Genomic DNA, 18427 nt, shown 5'->3' on the forward strand with positions numbered 1-18427 from the left:
CTATTCGCCCGCAGTGAAAAAGCGCCAGCTACCGTCTGGCCCGATGCCTATACTGTAGAAGATATAGCCGCCTGCCTTTTTCATATCCTCAAAATCACCGGCGGTGACGATTTCGAAAAGCTCCACGATCTGCGGCGGCGTCAGTTTGTCTAGAGGCATGGCGTAGAAATAGGGCCAGACATAGACTTCATCGTCCTTGCCTGCATTCAGGTGCACATAGCCCGTATCCAGTAGATCGACGATGATTGCCAGAACTTCGCGACCTGCCTCGTCGCCCGACAGCGATTTGAGGAAATCGATAACGTCTTCCTCGTGGTCCTCCAGCGAGAGCTCGGTGGCCTTGTCCTCAACGCCGAGGAGTGGTCGCAATTTCTCGATGTCGCCCGAGCGAGCAGCTTCCAGCATGCGTTCACGCGTCAGCCTTACGGATTCGGGGAGCTTATCGAAATCGCGATGGATTTCAGGCATGGGTTTGGATGATGCAGCAGGGGCAGGCTCATGGCCGGGCGACACTCTTGGTATTGCACGCGGAACCGCTCCCGGCATGGTAAAGGGGGACGGATTGTCGCCTTCATCGGCAACCGCGCGGGCACCGGGGCGTTGCAAGAAGTCTGATTGGTCCGTAAGCGCGACGTCAAAAGAGTTTGCTGCGGCGGCTGGCAAAGCAATACCGCAGGCAAGGATTATCCCGGCCAATAAAATTCGAGGAGAGGCGGCGTTCCTGATCGGGAATGACATTTGGCGCAAGAAGAGGGACGCCGGGAGGGAACTACTGCGCCGGTCTGGTCCCGCGACCGGCGTTCTATCAATGCTACTGAAGAATGCGCTGCGGCAGGAAGGTTCCTGCTAAAATCTGTTCGCGCATTTTCTCAATCAGCTCCAGCGCACAATCATCGCCCGCTTCACGGATCAGTTCAGTAAGCGCGGTCGTAAAGGCTGCTTCGGCAAGGATTTCCGGTTCGATGCCTTCAGAGATGCCGTCTGCCCAGGCCTCGTTATGATATTCGATTGCGACGAGTTTCTTCTCTCTCGCAATCATTTCGTCCAGATCGGCCGGTGCATGTTCCATAGACTTCATCCTGGCTTTCGCCTTTCTGTTGCGCTGTCGGTGTCTCACCGTTTCGCGGGAGCTCAACCACCTGGCAACGTGACTGCCTTCTTAAGACAGTGTTAACAGATTATCACGGATTTGAACGAACAAATCCTGTCAATCCGCACAAGAGTGAATGATTGGTTAATTTCCATAGCGCGATATGATCTCGTTCGACAAGTCCTCGCCTTCCTTCATGTAGCGATCAATCGCTGCAAGCGCCGAGGGGGTGCAGCGGGTGTAATTGTCGCTGAACACGCGATACCCGTGGTTGAAGCTCGAAATGAGCCGCACCCGCTCGGCTTCGGAAGGCTTTTCCGCTGTCACAATCGCATCCATCCGATCGCGCCATTCGCTGCCAGCTTCGCCGCACAGATTGCGCAGATAGTGAAGCGAGCCGAGAATTTCGGCGAGCCGCAACATCTTCCCTTCATAAGGCGCATCCTGAGCGGAAGCCGGACATGCCACCCCGACCCATAAAGCGATCGAGAAGCAGATTGCCGGTCGAAAAAACGGAACGCTTTTCAATCCAAAACCTCTCACCTGAAAATGAGCTATTGCTATAAATAGGGGCCGCTTCAAGGCAGATTGCTAAACAGGATTAATATCCGAACACTCGTCTTCATTTTCCGCTACCGCGCGGGCGACATCGAGGGTGCTGTCCGTCACCTTTGCCGAAGCCATCTCATCTATCGCCAGCCAGCGAATGGATGCGGCGTCGTCTCCGGCGACTTCCTGACCAGAAACTTGCCAGGCCCGGAAAACGGACAGGTAATAGCTCGTGTCATATGCCTTCCCCTCAAGGGCCAGATCTAAGGTTATGACGTGCGATAGCGCCTTTGCATCGAGCGCTGTTTCTTCCTTGAGTTCGCGGATCGCGGCTTGTTCGGGTGTTTCGCCCGGTTCGATACTTCCCCCCGGAAAAGCAAGCCAGCCTTTCCACGGCTCTTTCCCGCGCTCGACCAAAAGGAAACGCCCTTCGCGTCTGCAGATCAGCGAAACACCATGAACCGTCGCAGGTATCGGAAGTACGGGAACTGTTTTCATCATGCTCACTTTTTGAATTGCGCTCTAGCTATGATCGGGCAGACACCGGTTGGCAATGGAAAAGCGCCCCTTGACCAGCGTCGAAAAACACTAAACATGCTCACCATGTGTGGACGTTTTTCATTGACGACAAGCCGGGAGGAACTGGAAGCCTTCGCGGTCGCATTGATCGCAGAGGATTTTCCTCCACGATATAACATCGCGCCAACGCAGCCTATATTGACCATTCTGGGCGGGGAAACGCCGCTGCCGGGAAGCAACAGGCCGGATCGCGTCGGGTTGCTGGTGCGATGGGGTTTTATTCCGTCATGGGTCAAAGACCCGAACGACTGGCCGCTCATGTTCAATATTCGCTCTGAGACGGCAGCGGAGAAGAACTCGTTTCGTGCTGCACTGAGCCACCGCCGTGCCTTGATCCCGGCATCGGGTTTCTATGAGTGGCGCCGTGAGGGGAAGAACAAGGCTCAAGCCTACTGGGTGCGCCCGCGCAAGGGGGGCATTTTCGCTTTTGGTGGTCTGATCGAGACATGGAGTAGCGCGGACGGATCGCAAATCGATACCGGAGGCATATTGACGACGAGTGCCAATGGCCTGTTGCGACCGATCCATGAACGGATGCCGATTGTCGTGCCACCGGAAGATTTTGCCCGCTGGCTGGACTGCAAGCGTTTTCTGCCGCGCGAAGTGGCGGATATCATGCGCCCGGTTCAGGATGATTTCTTTGAAGCGATTCCAATATCGGACAAGGTCAACAAGGTCACCAACACGACGCCCGATTTGCAGGAGCGTGTAGCGGAACAGGTTCCTTCGGAGCATGCAAAGCCAAAGCGAAAGAACAAGCCCGAATCCGATGACGGAAATGGCGGGCAGCTTTCGATGTTCTGACCGTGACTGCCAGTCTTGCTGGACTGGCGCTATTTGTTACGCATCCACCGACTCTGATCGCCGAGCCTGCGAGGCTCGGCGCTGAACGACATCAGCTTCTTCAGCCTGTCTTCTTGACGGCGAGAATGGAACGCCGGCGATAGTCGTTACGACCGTCGCTGCTGTGCCGCGTTGCGTTCAGCAATGCTGCAACAAGCACGGCAGGCCCGATTTCGCGGTATTTATCAACCAGTCGGTCTTGGCGGGGTTGCAGTTCACTCTTAGACATTGGTCTTTCCTTTCGATAATGCCTGGTCACCATTTTGTGATTGATTGAGACCGAATGAAGGCTGTTTGGAGCCGGTTTTGCGGCTTTCCGGTTCACGCGGGGAAGGGGATACGCAGGTTGCAAAAATACAACATGCTTGGTGATCTCACTAAACTATCAGCCGCTTAGCGAAAGTTCTTGACGGAAGCACTCCTGCTGAGGATAAGTGCAGCCATGAAAACGTCGACCACGATCATTTGTATTTGTGCGATTATTATTGGCTAGCAGCCTGCTGGCCCGGCCGTTTTCGTCTCCCTTTCATAAAAATTGGATGATAACGTCCCGGTCAGTCGGCTGCGGTCAGTTGCGCATTGATTTCACAGGTCTTTTTGGGGAATATTTACAATGGCTTATGCGCCACAACTGCGTCTGTACAACACGCTGACCCGCACGAAGGAGGAGTTTTCTCCCCTCGATGCCGACAATGTGCGCATGTATGTCTGCGGACCGACGGTTTATGACTTTGCGCATATAGGCAATGCCCGTCCGGTGATCGTTTTTGACGTGTTGTTCCGTTTACTGCTTCATGTCTATGGCGCGGATCATGTCACCTATGCGCGCAATATTACCGACGTCGATGACAAGATTAACGCCCGTGCCGCGCGGGATTATCCCGATTTGTCCTTCAATGAGGCCATTCGTCGGGTCACAGAAAGCACCAATGCACAGTTTCAGGCTGACGTGACGGCGCTTGGCAATCTGCAGCCCAGTGTTCAGCCGCGTGCGACCGAGCATATGGACGAGATGCGTGCGATGATCGATCGTCTCGTGAAACTCGGTGTAGCCTATGTGGCTGAGGATCATGTCCTCTTCTCGCCGTCCGCCATGAATGAACGGAAGGGGCCGCGCTATGGAGCGCTCGCCCGCCGCTCGCTGGATGAGATGCTGGCTGGCGCCCGCGTTGACGTAGCGTCTTACAAACGGGACGAAATGGATTTCGTGTTGTGGAAACCGTCGAAAGAGGGTGAGCCGGGCTGGTCGTCTCCTGCGGGGATTGCGGTGCTCGGCCGACCGGGCTGGCATATCGAGTGCTCGGCCATGTCGATGGCCAAACTGCTCGAACCGTTTGGCGGTGGCCTGAAATGCGATGATCCGCTGAAGAACCAGTTCGACATTCATGGCGGCGGTATTGATCTCGTCTTTCCGCATCACGAGAACGAAATTGCGCAGTCATGCTGCGCATTCGGCACTGAACGGATGGCAAACATCTGGATGCATAATGGTTTCCTGCAGGTCGAAGGGCAGAAGATGTCGAAATCGCTCGGCAATTTCATCACCATTCGCGATGTTCTGAACGAAGGCCTGCCGCAACTGGGTATTTGGGATGACGTTGATGCGCGTGATCGCTGGGTTGGTCTGGCGGCTCGCCTGTCAATGCTACAGACGCATTATCGTGAGCCGATCAACTGGACGGCGCAGCGTCTGGCAGAATCTGCCGACGAACTGCATCGCTGGTACGGCTTGCTGCGCGACAGGAAGTTCACTGTACCGGAAACGCTGACCGCAGTTGGTGAAGTCGTTGAGGCCTTGTCTGACGATTTGAACAGCTGGACGGCGATCACCGCATTGCGAAAGGCTTTCAAAGCACGCGATATCGCCGGATTGGGTGAGGGCATGGCGCTGCTGGGCTTGTTGGATTCGCATTTCGTTATGGCTGAAGATATTCCTGTCTTTGCAAAGGCGGAAGTGGATCATGAAGCCATCGAAGCACGTATCGCGGAGCGTCTGCGCTTGATCAATGAGAAGAACTGGGCCGAGGCTGATCGCATTCGCGATGAACTGCTTCAGGAAGGTGTTCAGCTCAAGGATGGCAAGGATCCGGCAACGGGCGAACGCACAACGAGCTGGGATGTGGTAGGCTAACAAGCTTGTGGAGCAGGGAGTATGACATGACGCTTGATAACAAACCGATCTATACCGGCGGATGCCAGTGCGGTGCGGTTCGCTTTCGCGTCGACGGCGCGATAGGCTCCGCATCGATCTGTCATTGTCGCATGTGCCAGAAAGCGTTCGGCAATTTCTATGCGCCGCTGGTGTCGGTGAGCGATGCGAAGCTGGAATGGACGCGCAATGAGCCGAAGCGCTTCCGTTCGTCCAATCACGTGCAGCGGGGCTTTTGTTCTGAGTGCGGCACGCCGCTTACCTACGAAGCGCCTGACGGGATTGCGCTTGCCATCGGCGCTTTCGATGCGCCGGAGGAAATCGAGCCGACGGTTCAGTGGGGCATCGAAAAGCAGCTGCCTTATGTGCCGGAACTTGCAAATCTTCCCGGCTACACAACAGAACGCGATCCGGAGAGCATCGAATTTGTACGAACGATGATTTCCTACCAGCATCCTGATTACGACACTGAAAGCTGGCCGCAACAGCAAGGTTGACCGGACCTCAGACCCACCGACAGGCAGGCACAATGGCACGCGAACGCATCTATATCTATGACACCACTCTGCGGGATGGGCAGCAAACACCCGGCATTGATTTTTCCGTAGAGGACAAAAAGTCAATTGTTGTGCTGCTGGAGGAGTTGGGCGTCGATTATGTGGAAGGCGGTTATCCGGGAGCCAACCCGACCGATACGGCTTTCTTCAAGCGTCGCCAGACCGCACGCGCCAAGTTTGTGGCCTTCGGCATGACGAAGCGGGCAGGCGTTTCGGCATCCAACGATCCGGGCCTCTCCAGTCTGCTTCAAGCCTCTGCTGATGCTGTTTGCTTCGTTGCCAAGAGCTGGGACTATCATGTTCGCCTCGCGCTGGGCTGTACCAATGAGGAAAATTTGGAGTCGATCACCGCTTCCGTCACGGCCGCACGTATGGCAGGACGGGAAGCGCTGGTCGATTGCGAGCATTTCTTCGACGGATATAAGGCCAATCCCGAGTATGCGCTTGCCTGTGCCAAGGCTGCTTATTCAGCAGGTGCGCGCTGGGTAGTGCTTTGCGATACGAATGGCGGCACGCAGCCGTCGGAGATCGCCGAAATTGTTGCCGCCGTAACGGCTGTTGTTCCAGGCGAGAGCCTTGGTATCCACGCCCATAATGACACCGAGCAGGCGGTGGCCGTCTCGCTTGCCGCGATTGATGCAGGTGTTCGTCATGTACAGGGGACCCTCAACGGGATAGGCGAGCGTTGTGGCAATGCCAATCTCGTTTCGCTAATCCCGACACTTGCGCTGAAACCTTATTGGGCAGAGCGTTTTGAATTGGGGATCAAGCCCGCTGCACTGAAGGGGATCACGCGGATTTCGCGCGCCTTCGACGATATTCTGAACCGTCCGCCGACAGAGCAGGCTCCCTATACTGGCACCTCAGCTTTTGCGACCAAGGCTGGAATCCACGCTTCCGCGCTACTCAAGGAACCGCAGACCTATGAGCATGTGCCGCCGGAATCCATTGGTAACAGTCGGCGCGTTATGGTGTCGGATCAGGGTGGAAAGTCCAATTTCATCGCCGAACTGGAACGCCGGGGTATTCGCGTTGCGAAGGACGATGTGCGTCTCGACACGTTGATTGCCGTGGTCAAGGAGCGCGAAGCCGAAGGCTATGCCTATGAAGGCGCTGATGCGAGTTTCGAACTTCTTGCGCGCAACATGCTGATGCCCCAGCCGGAGTTCTTCAAGGTCGAATCCTTCCGCTGCCTTGTTGAGCGTCGTTTCGATGCCAACGGCATGTTGAAGACCGTTTCCGAAGCCGTGGTCAAGGTGGAGGTTGATGGCGAGGTTCGCATGTCGGTGGCCGAAGGGCACGGCCCGGTCAATGCGCTCGATATCGCATTGCGCAAGGACCTTGGGCGCTTTCAGGACGAGATCGAGGATCTTGAATTGGTGGATTTCAAGGTGCGTATCCTCAATGGCGGTACGGCAGCTATCACGCGCGTCCTGATAGAATCCGGAGATGCTACCGGCGCCCGCTGGCGCACCGTCGGCGTGTCAGACAATATCATCGACGCGTCCTTTCAGGCACTGATGGATTCGGTCAATTACAAACTGATGAAGAACCGCGCGATGGCCGGACTGGCCGCTGCGGAATAAATCCATCTATTCACAGCGATTGATGCTTCGATCAGTTTAATTGAATGGATTTTATGGGTTGTTGAGCGCATAGCAGGTGAAGTTCGATGCTTCGCTTGCCGTAGTCGGTTTGCGACATCTTCAGTTCGCCGAGGAGAGAGGCATGTCCGACCAGACCATCACCGATACGCGCCTGTCTGACGGGTCGCGCGGTTTTCTGATGGCTATGGGAGCCTATGGGCTCTGGGGTGCACTGCCATTCTATCTCAAAGCGCTTGGCCACATTCCGGCAATGGAAGTCGTATCGCACCGCGTGATCTGGTCTGTTCCGGTCGCGCTGCTGCTTTTGCTGGCTCTTGGTCAGTTCAAAGGCATTCTCAACGCTGTGCGCCAGCCGCGCATGCTGGCCATGGCGGCTCTGACAGCCGGGCTTATCACCATCAACTGGTCGATCTATGTCTGGGCTGTGGCTCATGATCAGGTGATGGGCGCCGCACTCGGCTATTACATCAATCCACTATTCAATGTCGTTCTCGGCGGTCTTTTCCTCGGTGAAAGGCTAACCAGGGTTCAGTATGTCGCCGTGGGACTGGCTTTCGCTGCGGTGATATTGCTGACCGTCAATGCAGGTGGCCTGCCGTGGGTATCGCTGGCGCTGCCACTGACTTTCGGCCTCTATGGTTTCTTCCGCAAATCATTGCCGATGCCGCCGTTGCAGGGCTTCACACTTGAAGTGCTCATCCTGTGCATTCCGGCGCTGGGCTATGTGTTGTGGCTGGCGGCAAATGGTCAGGATCATTTCTCTACCGGGCCAGCGTTTAACGTGACGATGTTGCTTCTGGCGGGCCCTTTCACAGCCATTCCCCTGATCCTCTATGCGGGTGGTGCGAAGCTGCTGCGCTATACGACGCTTGGTCTCATGCAGTACATGACGCCGACGATGTTGTTTTTCTTTGCGATTTTCATCTTCAATGAACCATTCTCGACAGCGCAGCTCGGCGCTTTCGCGCTGATCTGGGCCGGTCTTACGCTCTATACATGGTCGATGCTGGTCGAACATCGTCGAGGTCGGGCGAAGGCCTGAACTTCACGATCTGCTGAATGTGTTTCTCTTCTGGTGGATATCCGCCAGAAGCCATATTTTGGCCGCTGTCTTTGCCACTGTTCCACCGATAATCCTTGGCGGAGAATTATTGAAAATGGTCTTCTGGTCAGCGCCAGCAAACGAAAGACAAGTTGCTGCGACGGCGGAGCCAGATTTTACGTCTTTCGGAGCTACTCTCAACGGTGAGCCGCTTTCCTCCCATAGCTTGAAACCATTCCGGCAAGTCCGGTTTTCCCTGCACACGCATCTGCGGTTTTGTCTTGCACTGGCAACCGCCACCGTCATTGCCGGAGGCGGATTTTTGCTTACGACAGGTCGGCTGACGAGGCATGGACGCCCTGCACAACCTGTCATGATCAATGCGGCTACATTGAGAAAAAACCGCGCTGCACCGAGAGAAGCACGACTGGTACCGGAAAGGAGTGTCATCCTGGGAGCTCGGGTATCAAGACGCATCGACATAGCAGAAGGCGTCGAGGACGGCGATGCGCGTCTTTATACCTATCAGCACGTTGTTCTTGACGTTAAGGGCTCGAAACATGCCGCGATCGATGATGGGCTCCATGGAAGGATTTCCTCACTGAAATCGCATTCGGAACCACCCGAAGAAGAACTGAAGCGGGGTATTCCGATTAATGTCAGTCTCGCCAGACCGGCCGTAGGTGCAGGAGCTAAGGTTCACGAGATTATCGTCGCGCCGCAGTCACGCGAACGATTGGGTGCATTGTTGCAAGCAGCCGGCATAACGATCGAGGACAGCAAGCGGCTTCAGGACGCCCTGGCCCGAACCGAACTGGTGCCCGGTGACAGTCTGGAACTCCTGGTCGACAAATCGGCTCAAGATGCTGGTGACGACGGAGAACAGCATATTGCGCTTGCACGGTTCCAGCATGGCGATATCGACAAAGCTGTTTATGGACGTGCCGACGATGGCGTTTTTCGCGCTACCGGTAATGAGCGTCTTTTTGCACGCCTGTCGCGCGATGCGATGCTGACGGCCTACCATCCGCAGAACGCGGTCAGCAGTAGCAGCACCATTCCGTCCCGGCTGGCACAAGCGGGCGCGCCACGTGCAATCGTCAACGAGGTTGAAAAGCTGGCTTCACAGAACGGGATTTCACTTCGTGGTGAGGCCAAGACGCCCGAACTGATAGATTTGCTCTTCCGCAAAAGTGCGGAGACGGAACCGGAGCTGGTTTTTATCGAGTTCACAACGGATGGGAAAAGCCGCCGCCTGTATCGTCATGAAGGCAATGGTGGCGCGGATTACTTTAATGAAGACGGCTCGTCCATAACGAAATATCTTATGCAGAAACCTCTGCCGAACGGTCGTCTCAATGATGGTTTTGGCTGGCGCACACACCCCGTTCTGCATGTTCGTAAACACCACAATGGCGTGGATTACGATGCGCCGATCGGCTCGCCTATCGTTGCAGCGGGTGACGGTACAGTGGAGCTGATCTCGTATCAGAAGGGATATGGAAAATATGTCCGTATCCGTCATCAGGGTGGCTACAGCACGACCTATGCGCATCTTTCGGCGGCCAGAAAAGGCCTGAAGATTGGCGAGCACGTCAAGCAGGGCGATGTAATCGCCTATGTCGGATCGACGGGCTATTCCACCGGCCCGCACCTCTACTATGAGCTCAAGGTCGGCGATCAGTATGTCGACCCGTTGACGGCGCGTCTCAATGCTGGAGAGAAACTGACTGGCTCCTCCCTGAACAGCTTCCGCGAAGAGATTGATCACGTTGGTCAGATCGTCAATGAAATGAAACTGCCAATCATGCCAGCTGCGCCTGAAACGGTGAAATCAGCTTCAGGGAAGAGCGGCAGTGACCACTGATTACTTTGTCGGGCGGTAGGCGTTTGCCAGCGCGACGAAATTTTCCACACTGAGCGTTTCGGCGCGGCGTGTTCCATCTATGCCTGTCTTCTGGAGAAGCTCGGCTCCGCCAATGGTTTTCAGGCTCTGGCGCAACATCTTGCGGCGTTGTCCAAAGGCGGCCTGCGTGATTTGCCCGAGTGCATTCGCACTGCAAGGCAGCGGGTCTTCACGCGGGATAATATGGACGACCGACGACATCACTTTCGGTGGTGGCGTAAACGCTTGCGGCGACACGTCGAAGCTGATCTTCGAGACAGTTCTCCACCCTGCGAGTACACCCAGACGTCCATAATGATCACTATCAGGCGTCGCGACGATACGCTCGGCGACCTCCCGCTGGAACATCAATGTCATCGACGAATAAAAAGGGGGCCATGGCTCGATCAGCAGCCAGTTGAGCAGAAGTTGCGTGCCGACATTGTAAGGCAGATTAGCAACGATGCGTGGCTTTGGTCCATCTGGAAATAATGTCGAAAAATCCTGCTCAAGAGCATCGCCTGAGATGATGCGCAAACGACCTGGATAATGCGCCTCGATTTCGGCGAGAGCGTTCAGGCATCTTTCATCGCGCTCAATTGCCGTGACATAAGCGCCTTGGGCAAGAAGTGCGCGGGTCAGGCCGCCGGGACCTGGACCAACTTCGATGACGGGCTGGTCCTGCAGATTCCCTGCTTGCCGGGCGATCTTCGATGTCAGATTAAGATCGAAAAGGAAATTCTGGCCGAGCGATTTCTTCGGCATCAGATCGTGCCGTTCGATTACCTCGCGAAGCGGTGGGAGGCCATCAATACTCATGCCATTTGTACTCGTTAATGTCCGTTGGCTGCGTTCTTGGCCAGTTCCTGTGCAAGGCGAATGGCCGCGACAAGGCTGTCTGGGCGGGCAACGCCTTGGCCTGCAATGTCAAAAGCCGTGCCATGGTCTGGCGATGTGCGAATGAAGGGAAGCCCGAGCGTTACGTTCACGGTTTCGTCGAAAGCCAGCGCTTTGGCAGGGATAAGGGCCTGGTCGTGATACATGCAGACCGCAGCATCATAGGTTGCACGGGCCGGGGCGTGAAACATCGTATCAGCGGGCAGGGGGCCGCGAGCATTGATCCCTTCACGGCGCAACGCCTCGATTGCGGGAAGGATTATAGCGTCATCCTCTTTACCCATGGCTCCGCCTTCGCCCGCATGCGGGTTAAGTCCCGATATGGCAAGACGCGGCGCGGAAATGCCAAATCGCTCCCGAAGTTCCGTGGCGGTGATCCGCGAAACCTCGATAATGTCGGCAGTGTTCAAGCGGACAGGCACTTCAGAAAGCGGAATGTGTATGGTGACCGGAACAGCGCGAAGCTGCGGCCCGGCCAGCATCATGACAGGTGTAACAGGCTTTCCAAGATGCTTGCTTGCCAGCTCCGCCAGGAATTCAGTATGGCCCGGATGTTGAAACCCGGCTTCATAAAGCGGCTTCTTCGAGATTGGACAGGTAACGACTGCCGAAGCCTCGCCTTTTAGCGTGAGCGCGACCGCGCGCTCGATTGCTTCAATGATACCAGCAGCGTTTTTTGGCAACGGCATGCCGATGCTGTCCGTTAGCTTATTCTGGAGCGGGAGTACCGGCAACACCCGAGCAAAGACACTACTCGCGGCAGAAATGGTGGAAATAACCTCCATCTCAACATCAAGTCTGAGATGTCGCGCCCGGGCAGCCAGTTGCAGTGGATCTGCCAGCACGGCGAAAGGCGACAGTGAAAGCTCGTTGCGCCGCAGCCAGGCTGCAAGCGCAACATCGGGGCCGATGCCAGAAGGGTCGCCAATGCTGATGGCGAGGGGAGGAGCGGGTGTGGCGGACATCACGTCATATTCCAATGAGGACGGATGAACCGTCAGGTCGTTTAGCGATTAACGATCTTCGCCTTTTCGCGCAGTTCCTTCAGATACTTCTCGCTAAGCTGTTCGGCTTTCTTTTCCTGGCCGGCAGCGGATTCCGCACCTTCCATGGAGAAGACAAGCTGAGCAACGCGATCGTCCGATATCTGGCGGGTTGAGCAGACTGCCAGGAATTCCACGCCCTTTTCGGTTTCCTGCGGCGGGGTCGTGCGGCCGACCGATGTTGCCTTGATCGCTTTCGACCATTCGTTCGGCAATTGCTGTTCGATGATGCGACCGAGATCGCGGACGGTCACGTCAAGAATGCCTTTGGCCTGCTGACGGGTCGCATCACAGCTTTGGAAGCGCGAGCGGAGTGCATTGGCTTCCTGCTTACGCTTTGAAAGCAGGGCAGGAGAGCGCTTGGAGGCGGGCACTACGAAAATGACCTGCTGGAGGCGATATTCGGTTGCTACGGGCTTCTTGCCGCCATCCTTCAACATGCGTTGGACGGCTTCCTGTTCGCTGATCATGCCGGTCGCCCGGAAGCGGGCGCTAACGAGGCGGCCCCAGCCCATCTGGACCATGATGTATTTCTTGAAATGGTCCGGTGTAACACCTGACTGGTTCATCAATTGATTGAGCTGCGCCAGACTCATCTTGTTGCGGCTGGCAAACCCGGCATAAGCCTCATCGACCTGCTGGTCGCTAATGTTGATGCTGCGCGATTTCATTTCGATGCGCTTCAACATTTCATCGGTCAGTTCTTCTTTTGCGACCTGACTGAGATTGCCTCCCTTGCGTTGCAGCTTCAGGAAAGCGACGCGGTGCTGAATGTCGCTGTTCGTGATGGCATTGCCGGAAACGATGACTTTGACCTCAGACCCTGCACCTGCAGCAAATGCTGGAACCGCAACGGTTCCAAGCGTCGTCAGGCAAACTGCGGCGCTCAGCATGGAAGCGAAGAGAGGTCTTGCAATCATCATTTTTCTTTCCCGATTCCTTCCGGTCAACAAACGACAATCCTTACCGGACATATCCCATTATAGTCATTGCCGCTATTCAGCCCAGCAAGCAATCATATCAGCGGCTGATCATAAGCTGCCTGTATAGATGAGCTAGTGCGGCGAAACAATGACCCAAAAGCTATTTTAGGAAGCTTGTATCGTCTGAATACTGAAGAATGGAAGCCAAATGAGGCTTTGATGAGCAAATTTCTTTGTCGCATTAAATGGAAAGACCGGAAGCATTTCCAACGCTTCCGGTCCGTCAAGATTAGAAAGTCTGATTACCGCTACCTATGTCACCCAAGGTGCGAAGCGAAATGTTGAAGCCAACGCTATGGGACGCTTTATCCTCACCCGGATTGCGCGTTTGAATATAAGCCATCGAGTAGGTGAAGCACTCATCATCATAGGCGAGCCCTGACGATGCGCGGACCAGGGTTTCAGATACCATGTCATAGGTGCCTGAGCCGAAGACACGCCAGTTCGTATTGATACGAGCTGTAGCCGAACCCGTAATTTCCTGACGAAGATCATTATATCCGTAGGCCGGTTGCGGAGCGATATAGGCGTATTGTGCGGAAACTGTCAGCTTCTGCCAGCGCTGCTGGGCTTCAAGTTCGCCGCGCTGGACAGAGAAACTGTCCTTGTCGAAGCGTCCACGAGCAGCAAGAGCAAGACCTGTCGAGTTGGACGTGCCGATCATGGCCACGTAATCGGAACGGGCATCCTGCAAGCCGGAGTCTGCACCTACATTCAGGAAATCGCTTGTACCGTAAGAGTTTACACCGCCCAACTGGAATGACTGACCGCCGAGTGCATAAAGTGCCCAGTCGCTGTTGTTGAAATTACCCGAATATCGTAGGCCAAGATTGGCACGGGTACCACCTTCAACACGGTCATAACCGGAGAACTTGTCGCGCGAGAACAGGTTCGTCGCGTCGAAGACAAAGCTCTGTGCATCTTCATTCGGCAACTCGCCTGCATAGCGTTCGTTGTTGCGAACATAAAGCTGCGCAATTGGCTCGATGATATGAGTCGAGCTCGTGGTTGAGAACAGGATCGGCCAGCGCAGTTCAAGCCCTGCGGTTGCCATGGCGCGAAGCGCTTCCGAACGCACGAGTGCATCCGTATAGCCGGCATCTGCCAGATTGAAGTTCGTATTAGCCCCAATCGCATCACCACGTAGTGCCAGCAACGGCGTGATGACCAGACCAGCAGGCGTGATGAACGTGCGCTTCCATTCCGCTTCGGTGGTCAGGCGTGCATTCGTTCCGTCGAAGCCGGGAACGCGAGGGAACCTCGTGCCGGCGTGCGTAAAATTTGCATTCTGACGATAAAGGACCTGCAGATTGGTATTGAAGTTCAGCTCACCGCCATAGACCGGCTCAGGCATCGTGTAGGAATAATCCAGACTTGGGAAAACCCAAGGCTGCTTCGAATGCATCTCGTTCGGATTATCCGGCAGGAGAGATTCCTGCACATTGAAGCGATAGAAGTTCAGGTCGAAATAATTCCGGTTGTTGATACCTCTAAGATAAATCTTGGAGACCTGAGTTCCGGCGTTATACCCTTCGATATCGTAAGTACGGCTGAAGTTCCGATCGGTCTGTGCCATCACATCCCAGCCAAAACGCCAACGCGAATTAAGATCGAAATCGCCCGTCGACGCAATCATACCACGATTGTCTTCTTCGCGGTCAACGGTGTTCACATCGAATTCTTCTGGCTTGTTTTGATGAATGCCAGCAATGCGCAGATTGTACGTGCCGTTTTCCAGGCGATGACGCCATTCAGCCTCGGTCAGGAAGCCTTGCTTGGTGTAGGCAGTCGTGGAAAGTGTGACGTCGTAATTCGGGGCGAGCGCCCAGAAATATGAGTTCTTGATACCGAATCCCAAGTCATCCTTGTAGGAGAAACCCGGAAACAGGAAGCCGCTTTTGCGCTTAACAGTCGGGTCTGCCATCTCGAATGCTGGAAAATAGGCGAGCGGCATGCCAAAGAACTCGAAGCGACCGTGTTCAAAACGAACCGTCTTCGTGGTGCTGTTCCAGATGATCTTGCGCGCCTTGATCTGCCAGAGTACTGGCTTGTCCGGATTTTTCGCGCAGGGTTCACAGGCCGTATAGACGCCATTGTTGAACGTCGTAATTTCACCGTTGCTGCGTTCAGCGCTTTCGGCGGCAAAACGGGTGTTGTCCGTTGTCTCGACACGAAGGCCGTTCACGAAGCCGTCGCGGAAACTATCGGTGACATCCATATGCTCGGAGTAAATCTTGTTGCCGTCGCGTTCGACGATTTCAACATTACCCGTCGCGGTCATGCGCCGCGTCTGCTGGTTATAGGTTACCTTGTCGGCGACAAGATGGTTGCCGTCATACTCGATACGCACTTTGCCCTGAGCCGTGACGGTATTGATGTCGCGATCATAGACGAGCTCGTCTGCTTGCAGAAGCATGCGCGCATTCGGATCACTCTCGTAATTGGATGCGAGAGCGTCCTGTGCCGATGCAGGAGAGGGCAGGGCTGCGACAGAAATGAAAGGTAAAGCAAGGACGCACGCCAAAGCCGTCCCGCGCGCAAGACGCGAGAGCGAATGGGGCAATACCATGCGGGCGTTACTCAAACCCACTAACCATCCTCCTTATGCAACAGAAAGGAGACACCAAAAAATGTCGCGATAACAACCGGAACCCAGGCAGCCACGAACGGCGGAACGAATCCCGCATTCCCGAATGCCTTCACCAGCACCGAAACGACATAAAGCATGAAGCCTGCGATAACGCCACCCAGAATCATCGCGCCTGACTGACCAAATCGCACAAATTTCAACGACACTGTTGCAGCAATGAGAGTCATCGCCATCAGCAATGCCGGCAATGCCAAAAGTGACTGGTATTGCATGTCAAATGCATTTGCCGAATAACCGAACGAACGCGCGACTTCAATCTTGTGGCGCAACTGCGTGAAGGGGATGGTGTCCGGCGTCGCGAGCTTCTCTTCCACATATTCCGGGCGCAGTTGCGTCTCTATCTGGAAACTCGCCATCTTCTGGGGTCCTTCGCCGCGCGCGAATCGAGTCACGTCGGTAAGCTCCCAATGACCGTCCTTCAGCTGTGCAGTGCGTGCGTCGTAGCGCACCTTGATGTTCTTCTTTTCATCGAACTGAATGAATGTCGCATCGGCAAGTGTCGCGCCCTGCTTCAGAATACTTTTCGCGCCGATGATGGTTTCGCCTTCATCGGTTTTCTGGCGCAGCCATGGATCGCGCAGGGCAGAAACGTCGGTAACCTTGCCGGTCTTCCATGTCGATGCGATCTCGTCGGCCTTGGCAAAGCCATAGGCAGCGAACGGATTGAGGATGAAGATCGTCGCCAAGCCGAACAGGAAGGCGCCGAAGCAGGCAGGTAGAAGGAACTGCCAGGCGGAAACACCGACGGAACGCGCAACGACCAGTTCATATTTTCTGTTGAGCGAAATGAGCGTCGCCATTGCGGAAAACAGGGCAACGAACGGGATCATCTGCTGCATGATGAAGGGGACGCGCATGGCGGACAGGCCAAGCGCTGCCCAAACCGAATAGTCCGGCAGGTTTGATAGCTTGCTCGCATTCTCGGTAAAATCGAGAAGCAGGGACAATGCAAAGATGCCGAGCAGAAAATAGAGTGTGATCTGCACATAGCGGATGAAGAAATAACGCCCAAGCGTCCAACCGATCATGCCTGACCTCCCGCTTTATTGCGCGAGCGTCCGGTGAGGCGGGCATAAAGCTCCGAAACGCGCTTTCTCAAACTGTCGAAACGGTCGAGAATGCGGTCGTTCCATTTGTCCGGCAGGCCGATCCGTCGCCCGGTGGCGAGCGCAAAGCCCGTCACGAGAATGACGGCGAGAGGCACCAGATACATGACGACGATATAGCCTGCATCCTTGTCGGCCCGGTCGGACGCGAAATAACCTGCCCAATAGACGAGAAGGGCGGTGCTGATCGCCGAGAATGACGCGGAGACACGGGCTTCGCGATGCGAACGGGAATCGCCCGCAAACGCCAGTGCAATCATCGCAAAGACAACCGGGTAGAGCCACTGGGTTAGACGCCGATGCAATTCGGCCTTGTAGCGCAGCGGACGGGTCTGAAGGATCGGATCGTTCGGGTCTGGATTGAACAGATAGGAAAGCGGACGGTCTTTCGCGTAGATCACGAAATCGTCGCCAGCCGACGCGAACTGGCTGAGGTCGAATGCATAGGAATTGAACTTGATGATTGAGACAGTGCTATCCGACACATCACGCCGCTGCACTTCACCGTTCTGCATCAAAAGCATGTCGCCAGTCGGCGTCGACGCAATCGCGCCATCTGCGGCGTAATAGATGAGGTCGAGCGACGGATCGCGGGAATCGGCAATGAAAAGCCCGCCAATGCTGCCGTCAGCGCGTCGTTCTGCGACCTGAATGTAGAGATTGTCTGCCAGTTTGCGGAAGTTCCCTTCCTGAACGATGACATTCATCAGGTCGGCGCTGGCATTGGCGATCATCGCGCGCATGTTCATGCGCGCATAGGGATCGACATAATTGGCGACGAGAAACGAGACCACGGAAATCACGGCCGCAAGAATCAGAACAGGGCGCATGACCGCGCTACGCGGTGCGCCCGACGCATTGATGACGACGAGCTCGGAATCCTGATTCATGGTGGAAAGCGTCTGAGTGATCGCAATAATCAGCGCAAACGGCATCACAAGAGGGATGGCCGACGGAATCAATAGCGAACTGAACTGGATGATTGTCTGGAATGTCTGCCCGCTTGTAGTCAGAAAGTCGATGCGCTGGAGCACTTGCACAGTCCAGGTAATACCGACTGCCGCTCCGAGCACTGCGAGGAACATGATCGCCACCCGGCGCAAGATGTATAACTCGATCAATCGCATAGGTGGAGTCTACATCCCGGTTCCGTTGAAGGCGCACGCACCCGAAAAAGGCTGCGGCACTAGTTATAATCACTGAACTTAATGACGCTTGGCTAAGATTGGCCCAATAAACACGGTTAACAGACTACTAAAAGCATTGCGAAGATGCCAGCGCTGCTACTCCCGTTAATGGGCCTTGTTAATGAGCGATGAGTCGGCTCAAGGCAACCAGTTTTTGTACGGAGCAGGCAAGACGGGTTTGCAATAGTGTCCTGCGCGGTTTTCCTCGGGCTAAAACTCGACAATCTGGCATCAACTCTTGCTGTTTCGCCATATTCGTC

At 55.2% G+C, this 18427-nt stretch carries 17 protein-coding genes; 6 read left to right on the forward strand and 11 right to left on the reverse strand.

The genetic code is table 11. The features are described 5' to 3' along the window. The 4 genes from AAE521_RS09715 to AAE521_RS09730 form a co-directional block, all read right to left on the reverse strand. Nucleotides 1–738: a hypothetical protein gene (locus tag AAE521_RS09715; RefSeq protein ID WP_342061268.1), complete on the reverse strand. Its 738-nt coding sequence runs from the start codon at nt 736–738 to the stop codon at nt 1–3. A 73-nt stretch (nt 739–811) separates the two neighbouring features. After that, the gene (locus tag AAE521_RS09720) at nt 812–1078 is read right to left on the reverse strand and encodes a hypothetical protein (protein WP_084094097.1); all 267 of its coding nucleotides are present in this window, start codon (nt 1076–1078) and stop codon (nt 812–814) included. 156 nt (nt 1079–1234) lie between these two features. Further along, nucleotides 1235–1588: a TIGR02301 family protein gene (locus AAE521_RS09725; RefSeq protein WP_374864872.1), complete on the reverse strand. Its 354-nt coding sequence runs from the start codon at nt 1586–1588 to the stop codon at nt 1235–1237. 93 nt (nt 1589–1681) lie between these two features. Then, complete coding sequence (locus AAE521_RS09730) at nt 1682–2137, reverse strand: NUDIX hydrolase (protein ID WP_342061269.1); 456 nt, start codon at nt 2135–2137, stop codon at nt 1682–1684. Nucleotides 2138–2242: 105 nt separating this feature from the next. Here AAE521_RS09730 and AAE521_RS09735 point away from each other — a divergent pair, with 105 nt between their 5' ends. Then, entirely contained in the window at nt 2243–3022 is a 780-nt protein-coding gene (locus tag AAE521_RS09735; RefSeq protein ID WP_342061270.1) for an SOS response-associated peptidase, read from the forward strand. 100 nt (nt 3023–3122) lie between these two features. Here AAE521_RS09735 and AAE521_RS09740 read toward each other — a convergent pair whose 3' ends face one another. Then, nucleotides 3123–3290 carry a hydrolase gene (locus AAE521_RS09740; RefSeq protein WP_071631435.1) on the reverse strand — a complete coding sequence of 56 codons (168 nt, stop codon included), beginning with the start codon at nt 3288–3290 and terminating at the stop codon, nt 3123–3125. Between the two features lie 384 nt (nt 3291–3674). Here AAE521_RS09740 and cysS point away from each other — a divergent pair, with 384 nt between their 5' ends. From cysS to AAE521_RS09765, 5 genes are all read left to right on the forward strand, one after another. Further along, nucleotides 3675–5192 (forward strand): cysteine--tRNA ligase, encoded by a 1518-nt coding sequence (cysS, locus tag AAE521_RS09745; RefSeq protein ID WP_342061216.1) that lies wholly within the window; start codon nt 3675–3677, stop codon nt 5190–5192. Between the two features lie 26 nt (nt 5193–5218). Beyond that, a complete protein-coding gene (locus tag AAE521_RS09750; protein ID WP_342061217.1) occupies nt 5219–5707 on the forward strand; it encodes a GFA family protein in 489 nt (162 codons plus the stop codon). Between the two features lie 32 nt (nt 5708–5739). After that, entirely contained in the window at nt 5740–7353 is a 1614-nt protein-coding gene (gene cimA, locus AAE521_RS09755) for a citramalate synthase (RefSeq protein WP_342061218.1), read from the forward strand. Nucleotides 7354–7495: 142 nt separating this feature from the next. Then, nucleotides 7496–8416, forward strand: coding sequence for an EamA family transporter RarD (gene rarD / locus AAE521_RS09760; RefSeq protein WP_342061219.1), 921 nt, complete (start codon nt 7496–7498; stop codon nt 8414–8416). A 115-nt stretch (nt 8417–8531) separates the two neighbouring features. Next, nucleotides 8532–10283 (forward strand): M23 family metallopeptidase, encoded by a 1752-nt coding sequence (locus AAE521_RS09765; protein WP_342061220.1) that lies wholly within the window; start codon nt 8532–8534, stop codon nt 10281–10283. On the opposite strand, the gene rsmA is transcribed toward AAE521_RS09765, so the two are convergent. The 6 genes from rsmA to lptF all read right to left on the reverse strand — a co-directional run bounded on the left by rsmA (nt 10284) and on the right by lptF (nt 18107). After that, a complete protein-coding gene (rsmA, locus tag AAE521_RS09770; protein ID WP_342061221.1) occupies nt 10284–11120 on the reverse strand; it encodes a 16S rRNA (adenine(1518)-N(6)/adenine(1519)-N(6))-dimethyltransferase RsmA in 837 nt (278 codons plus the stop codon). It abuts the gene before it with no gap. A 14-nt stretch (nt 11121–11134) separates the two neighbouring features. After that, nucleotides 11135–12163: a 4-hydroxythreonine-4-phosphate dehydrogenase PdxA gene (pdxA, locus tag AAE521_RS09775; protein WP_342061222.1), complete on the reverse strand. Its 1029-nt coding sequence runs from the start codon at nt 12161–12163 to the stop codon at nt 11135–11137. 41 nt (nt 12164–12204) lie between these two features. Further along, nucleotides 12205–13164 carry a peptidylprolyl isomerase gene (locus tag AAE521_RS09780; protein WP_342061223.1) on the reverse strand — a complete coding sequence of 320 codons (960 nt, stop codon included), beginning with the start codon at nt 13162–13164 and terminating at the stop codon, nt 12205–12207. A gap of 289 nt (nt 13165–13453) precedes the next feature. Continuing rightward, on the reverse strand, nt 13454–15793 hold the full coding sequence (locus tag AAE521_RS09785; protein ID WP_342061271.1) for an LPS-assembly protein LptD: 2340 nt from the start codon (nt 15791–15793) through the stop codon (nt 13454–13456). Between the two features lie 20 nt (nt 15794–15813). Further along, entirely contained in the window at nt 15814–16902 is a 1089-nt protein-coding gene (lptG, locus tag AAE521_RS09790; protein ID WP_342061224.1) for an LPS export ABC transporter permease LptG, read from the reverse strand. Then, on the reverse strand, nt 16899–18107 hold the full coding sequence (lptF, locus tag AAE521_RS09795; protein ID WP_342061225.1) for an LPS export ABC transporter permease LptF: 1209 nt from the start codon (nt 18105–18107) through the stop codon (nt 16899–16901). Before lptF ends, lptG begins: the two co-directional genes overlap by 4 nt. Between the last annotated feature and the right edge of the window lie 320 nt (nt 18108–18427).

Source organism: Brucella cytisi (assembly GCF_038433355.1).
Classification (GTDB): domain Bacteria; phylum Pseudomonadota; class Alphaproteobacteria; order Rhizobiales; family Rhizobiaceae; genus Brucella; species Brucella cytisi.

What these genes read in the sequence shown, in the direction of transcription:
- AAE521_RS09730 (WP_342061269.1), bottom strand. Translation starts at nt 2,137, where the DNA reads ATGAAAACAGTTCCCGTACTTCCGATACCTGCGACGGTTCATGGTGTT.
- AAE521_RS09765 (WP_342061220.1), top strand. Translation starts at nt 8,532, where the DNA reads ATGGTCTTCTGGTCAGCGCCAGCAAACGAAAGACAAGTTGCTGCGACG.
- cimA (WP_342061218.1), top strand. Translation starts at nt 5,740, where the DNA reads ATGGCACGCGAACGCATCTATATCTATGACACCACTCTGCGGGATGGG.
- rsmA (WP_342061221.1), bottom strand. Translation starts at nt 11,120, where the DNA reads ATGAGTATTGATGGCCTCCCACCGCTTCGCGAGGTAATCGAACGGCAC.
- lptF (WP_342061225.1), bottom strand. Translation starts at nt 18,107, where the DNA reads ATGCGATTGATCGAGTTATACATCTTGCGCCGGGTGGCGATCATGTTC.
- rarD (WP_342061219.1), top strand. Translation starts at nt 7,496, where the DNA reads ATGTCCGACCAGACCATCACCGATACGCGCCTGTCTGACGGGTCGCGC.
- AAE521_RS09780 (WP_342061223.1), bottom strand. Translation starts at nt 13,164, where the DNA reads ATGATGATTGCAAGACCTCTCTTCGCTTCCATGCTGAGCGCCGCAGTT.
- AAE521_RS09735 (WP_342061270.1), top strand. Translation starts at nt 2,243, where the DNA reads ATGTGTGGACGTTTTTCATTGACGACAAGCCGGGAGGAACTGGAAGCC.
- AAE521_RS09750 (WP_342061217.1), top strand. Translation starts at nt 5,219, where the DNA reads ATGACGCTTGATAACAAACCGATCTATACCGGCGGATGCCAGTGCGGT.
- AAE521_RS09785 (WP_342061271.1), bottom strand. Translation starts at nt 15,793, where the DNA reads ATGGTATTGCCCCATTCGCTCTCGCGTCTTGCGCGCGGGACGGCTTTG.
- AAE521_RS09740 (WP_071631435.1), bottom strand. Translation starts at nt 3,290, where the DNA reads ATGTCTAAGAGTGAACTGCAACCCCGCCAAGACCGACTGGTTGATAAA.
- cysS (WP_342061216.1), top strand. Translation starts at nt 3,675, where the DNA reads ATGGCTTATGCGCCACAACTGCGTCTGTACAACACGCTGACCCGCACG.
- AAE521_RS09720 (WP_084094097.1), bottom strand. Translation starts at nt 1,078, where the DNA reads ATGAAGTCTATGGAACATGCACCGGCCGATCTGGACGAAATGATTGCG.
- lptG (WP_342061224.1), bottom strand. Translation starts at nt 16,902, where the DNA reads ATGATCGGTTGGACGCTTGGGCGTTATTTCTTCATCCGCTATGTGCAG.
- AAE521_RS09715 (WP_342061268.1), bottom strand. Translation starts at nt 738, where the DNA reads ATGTCATTCCCGATCAGGAACGCCGCCTCTCCTCGAATTTTATTGGCC.
- pdxA (WP_342061222.1), bottom strand. Translation starts at nt 12,163, where the DNA reads ATGTCCGCCACACCCGCTCCTCCCCTCGCCATCAGCATTGGCGACCCT.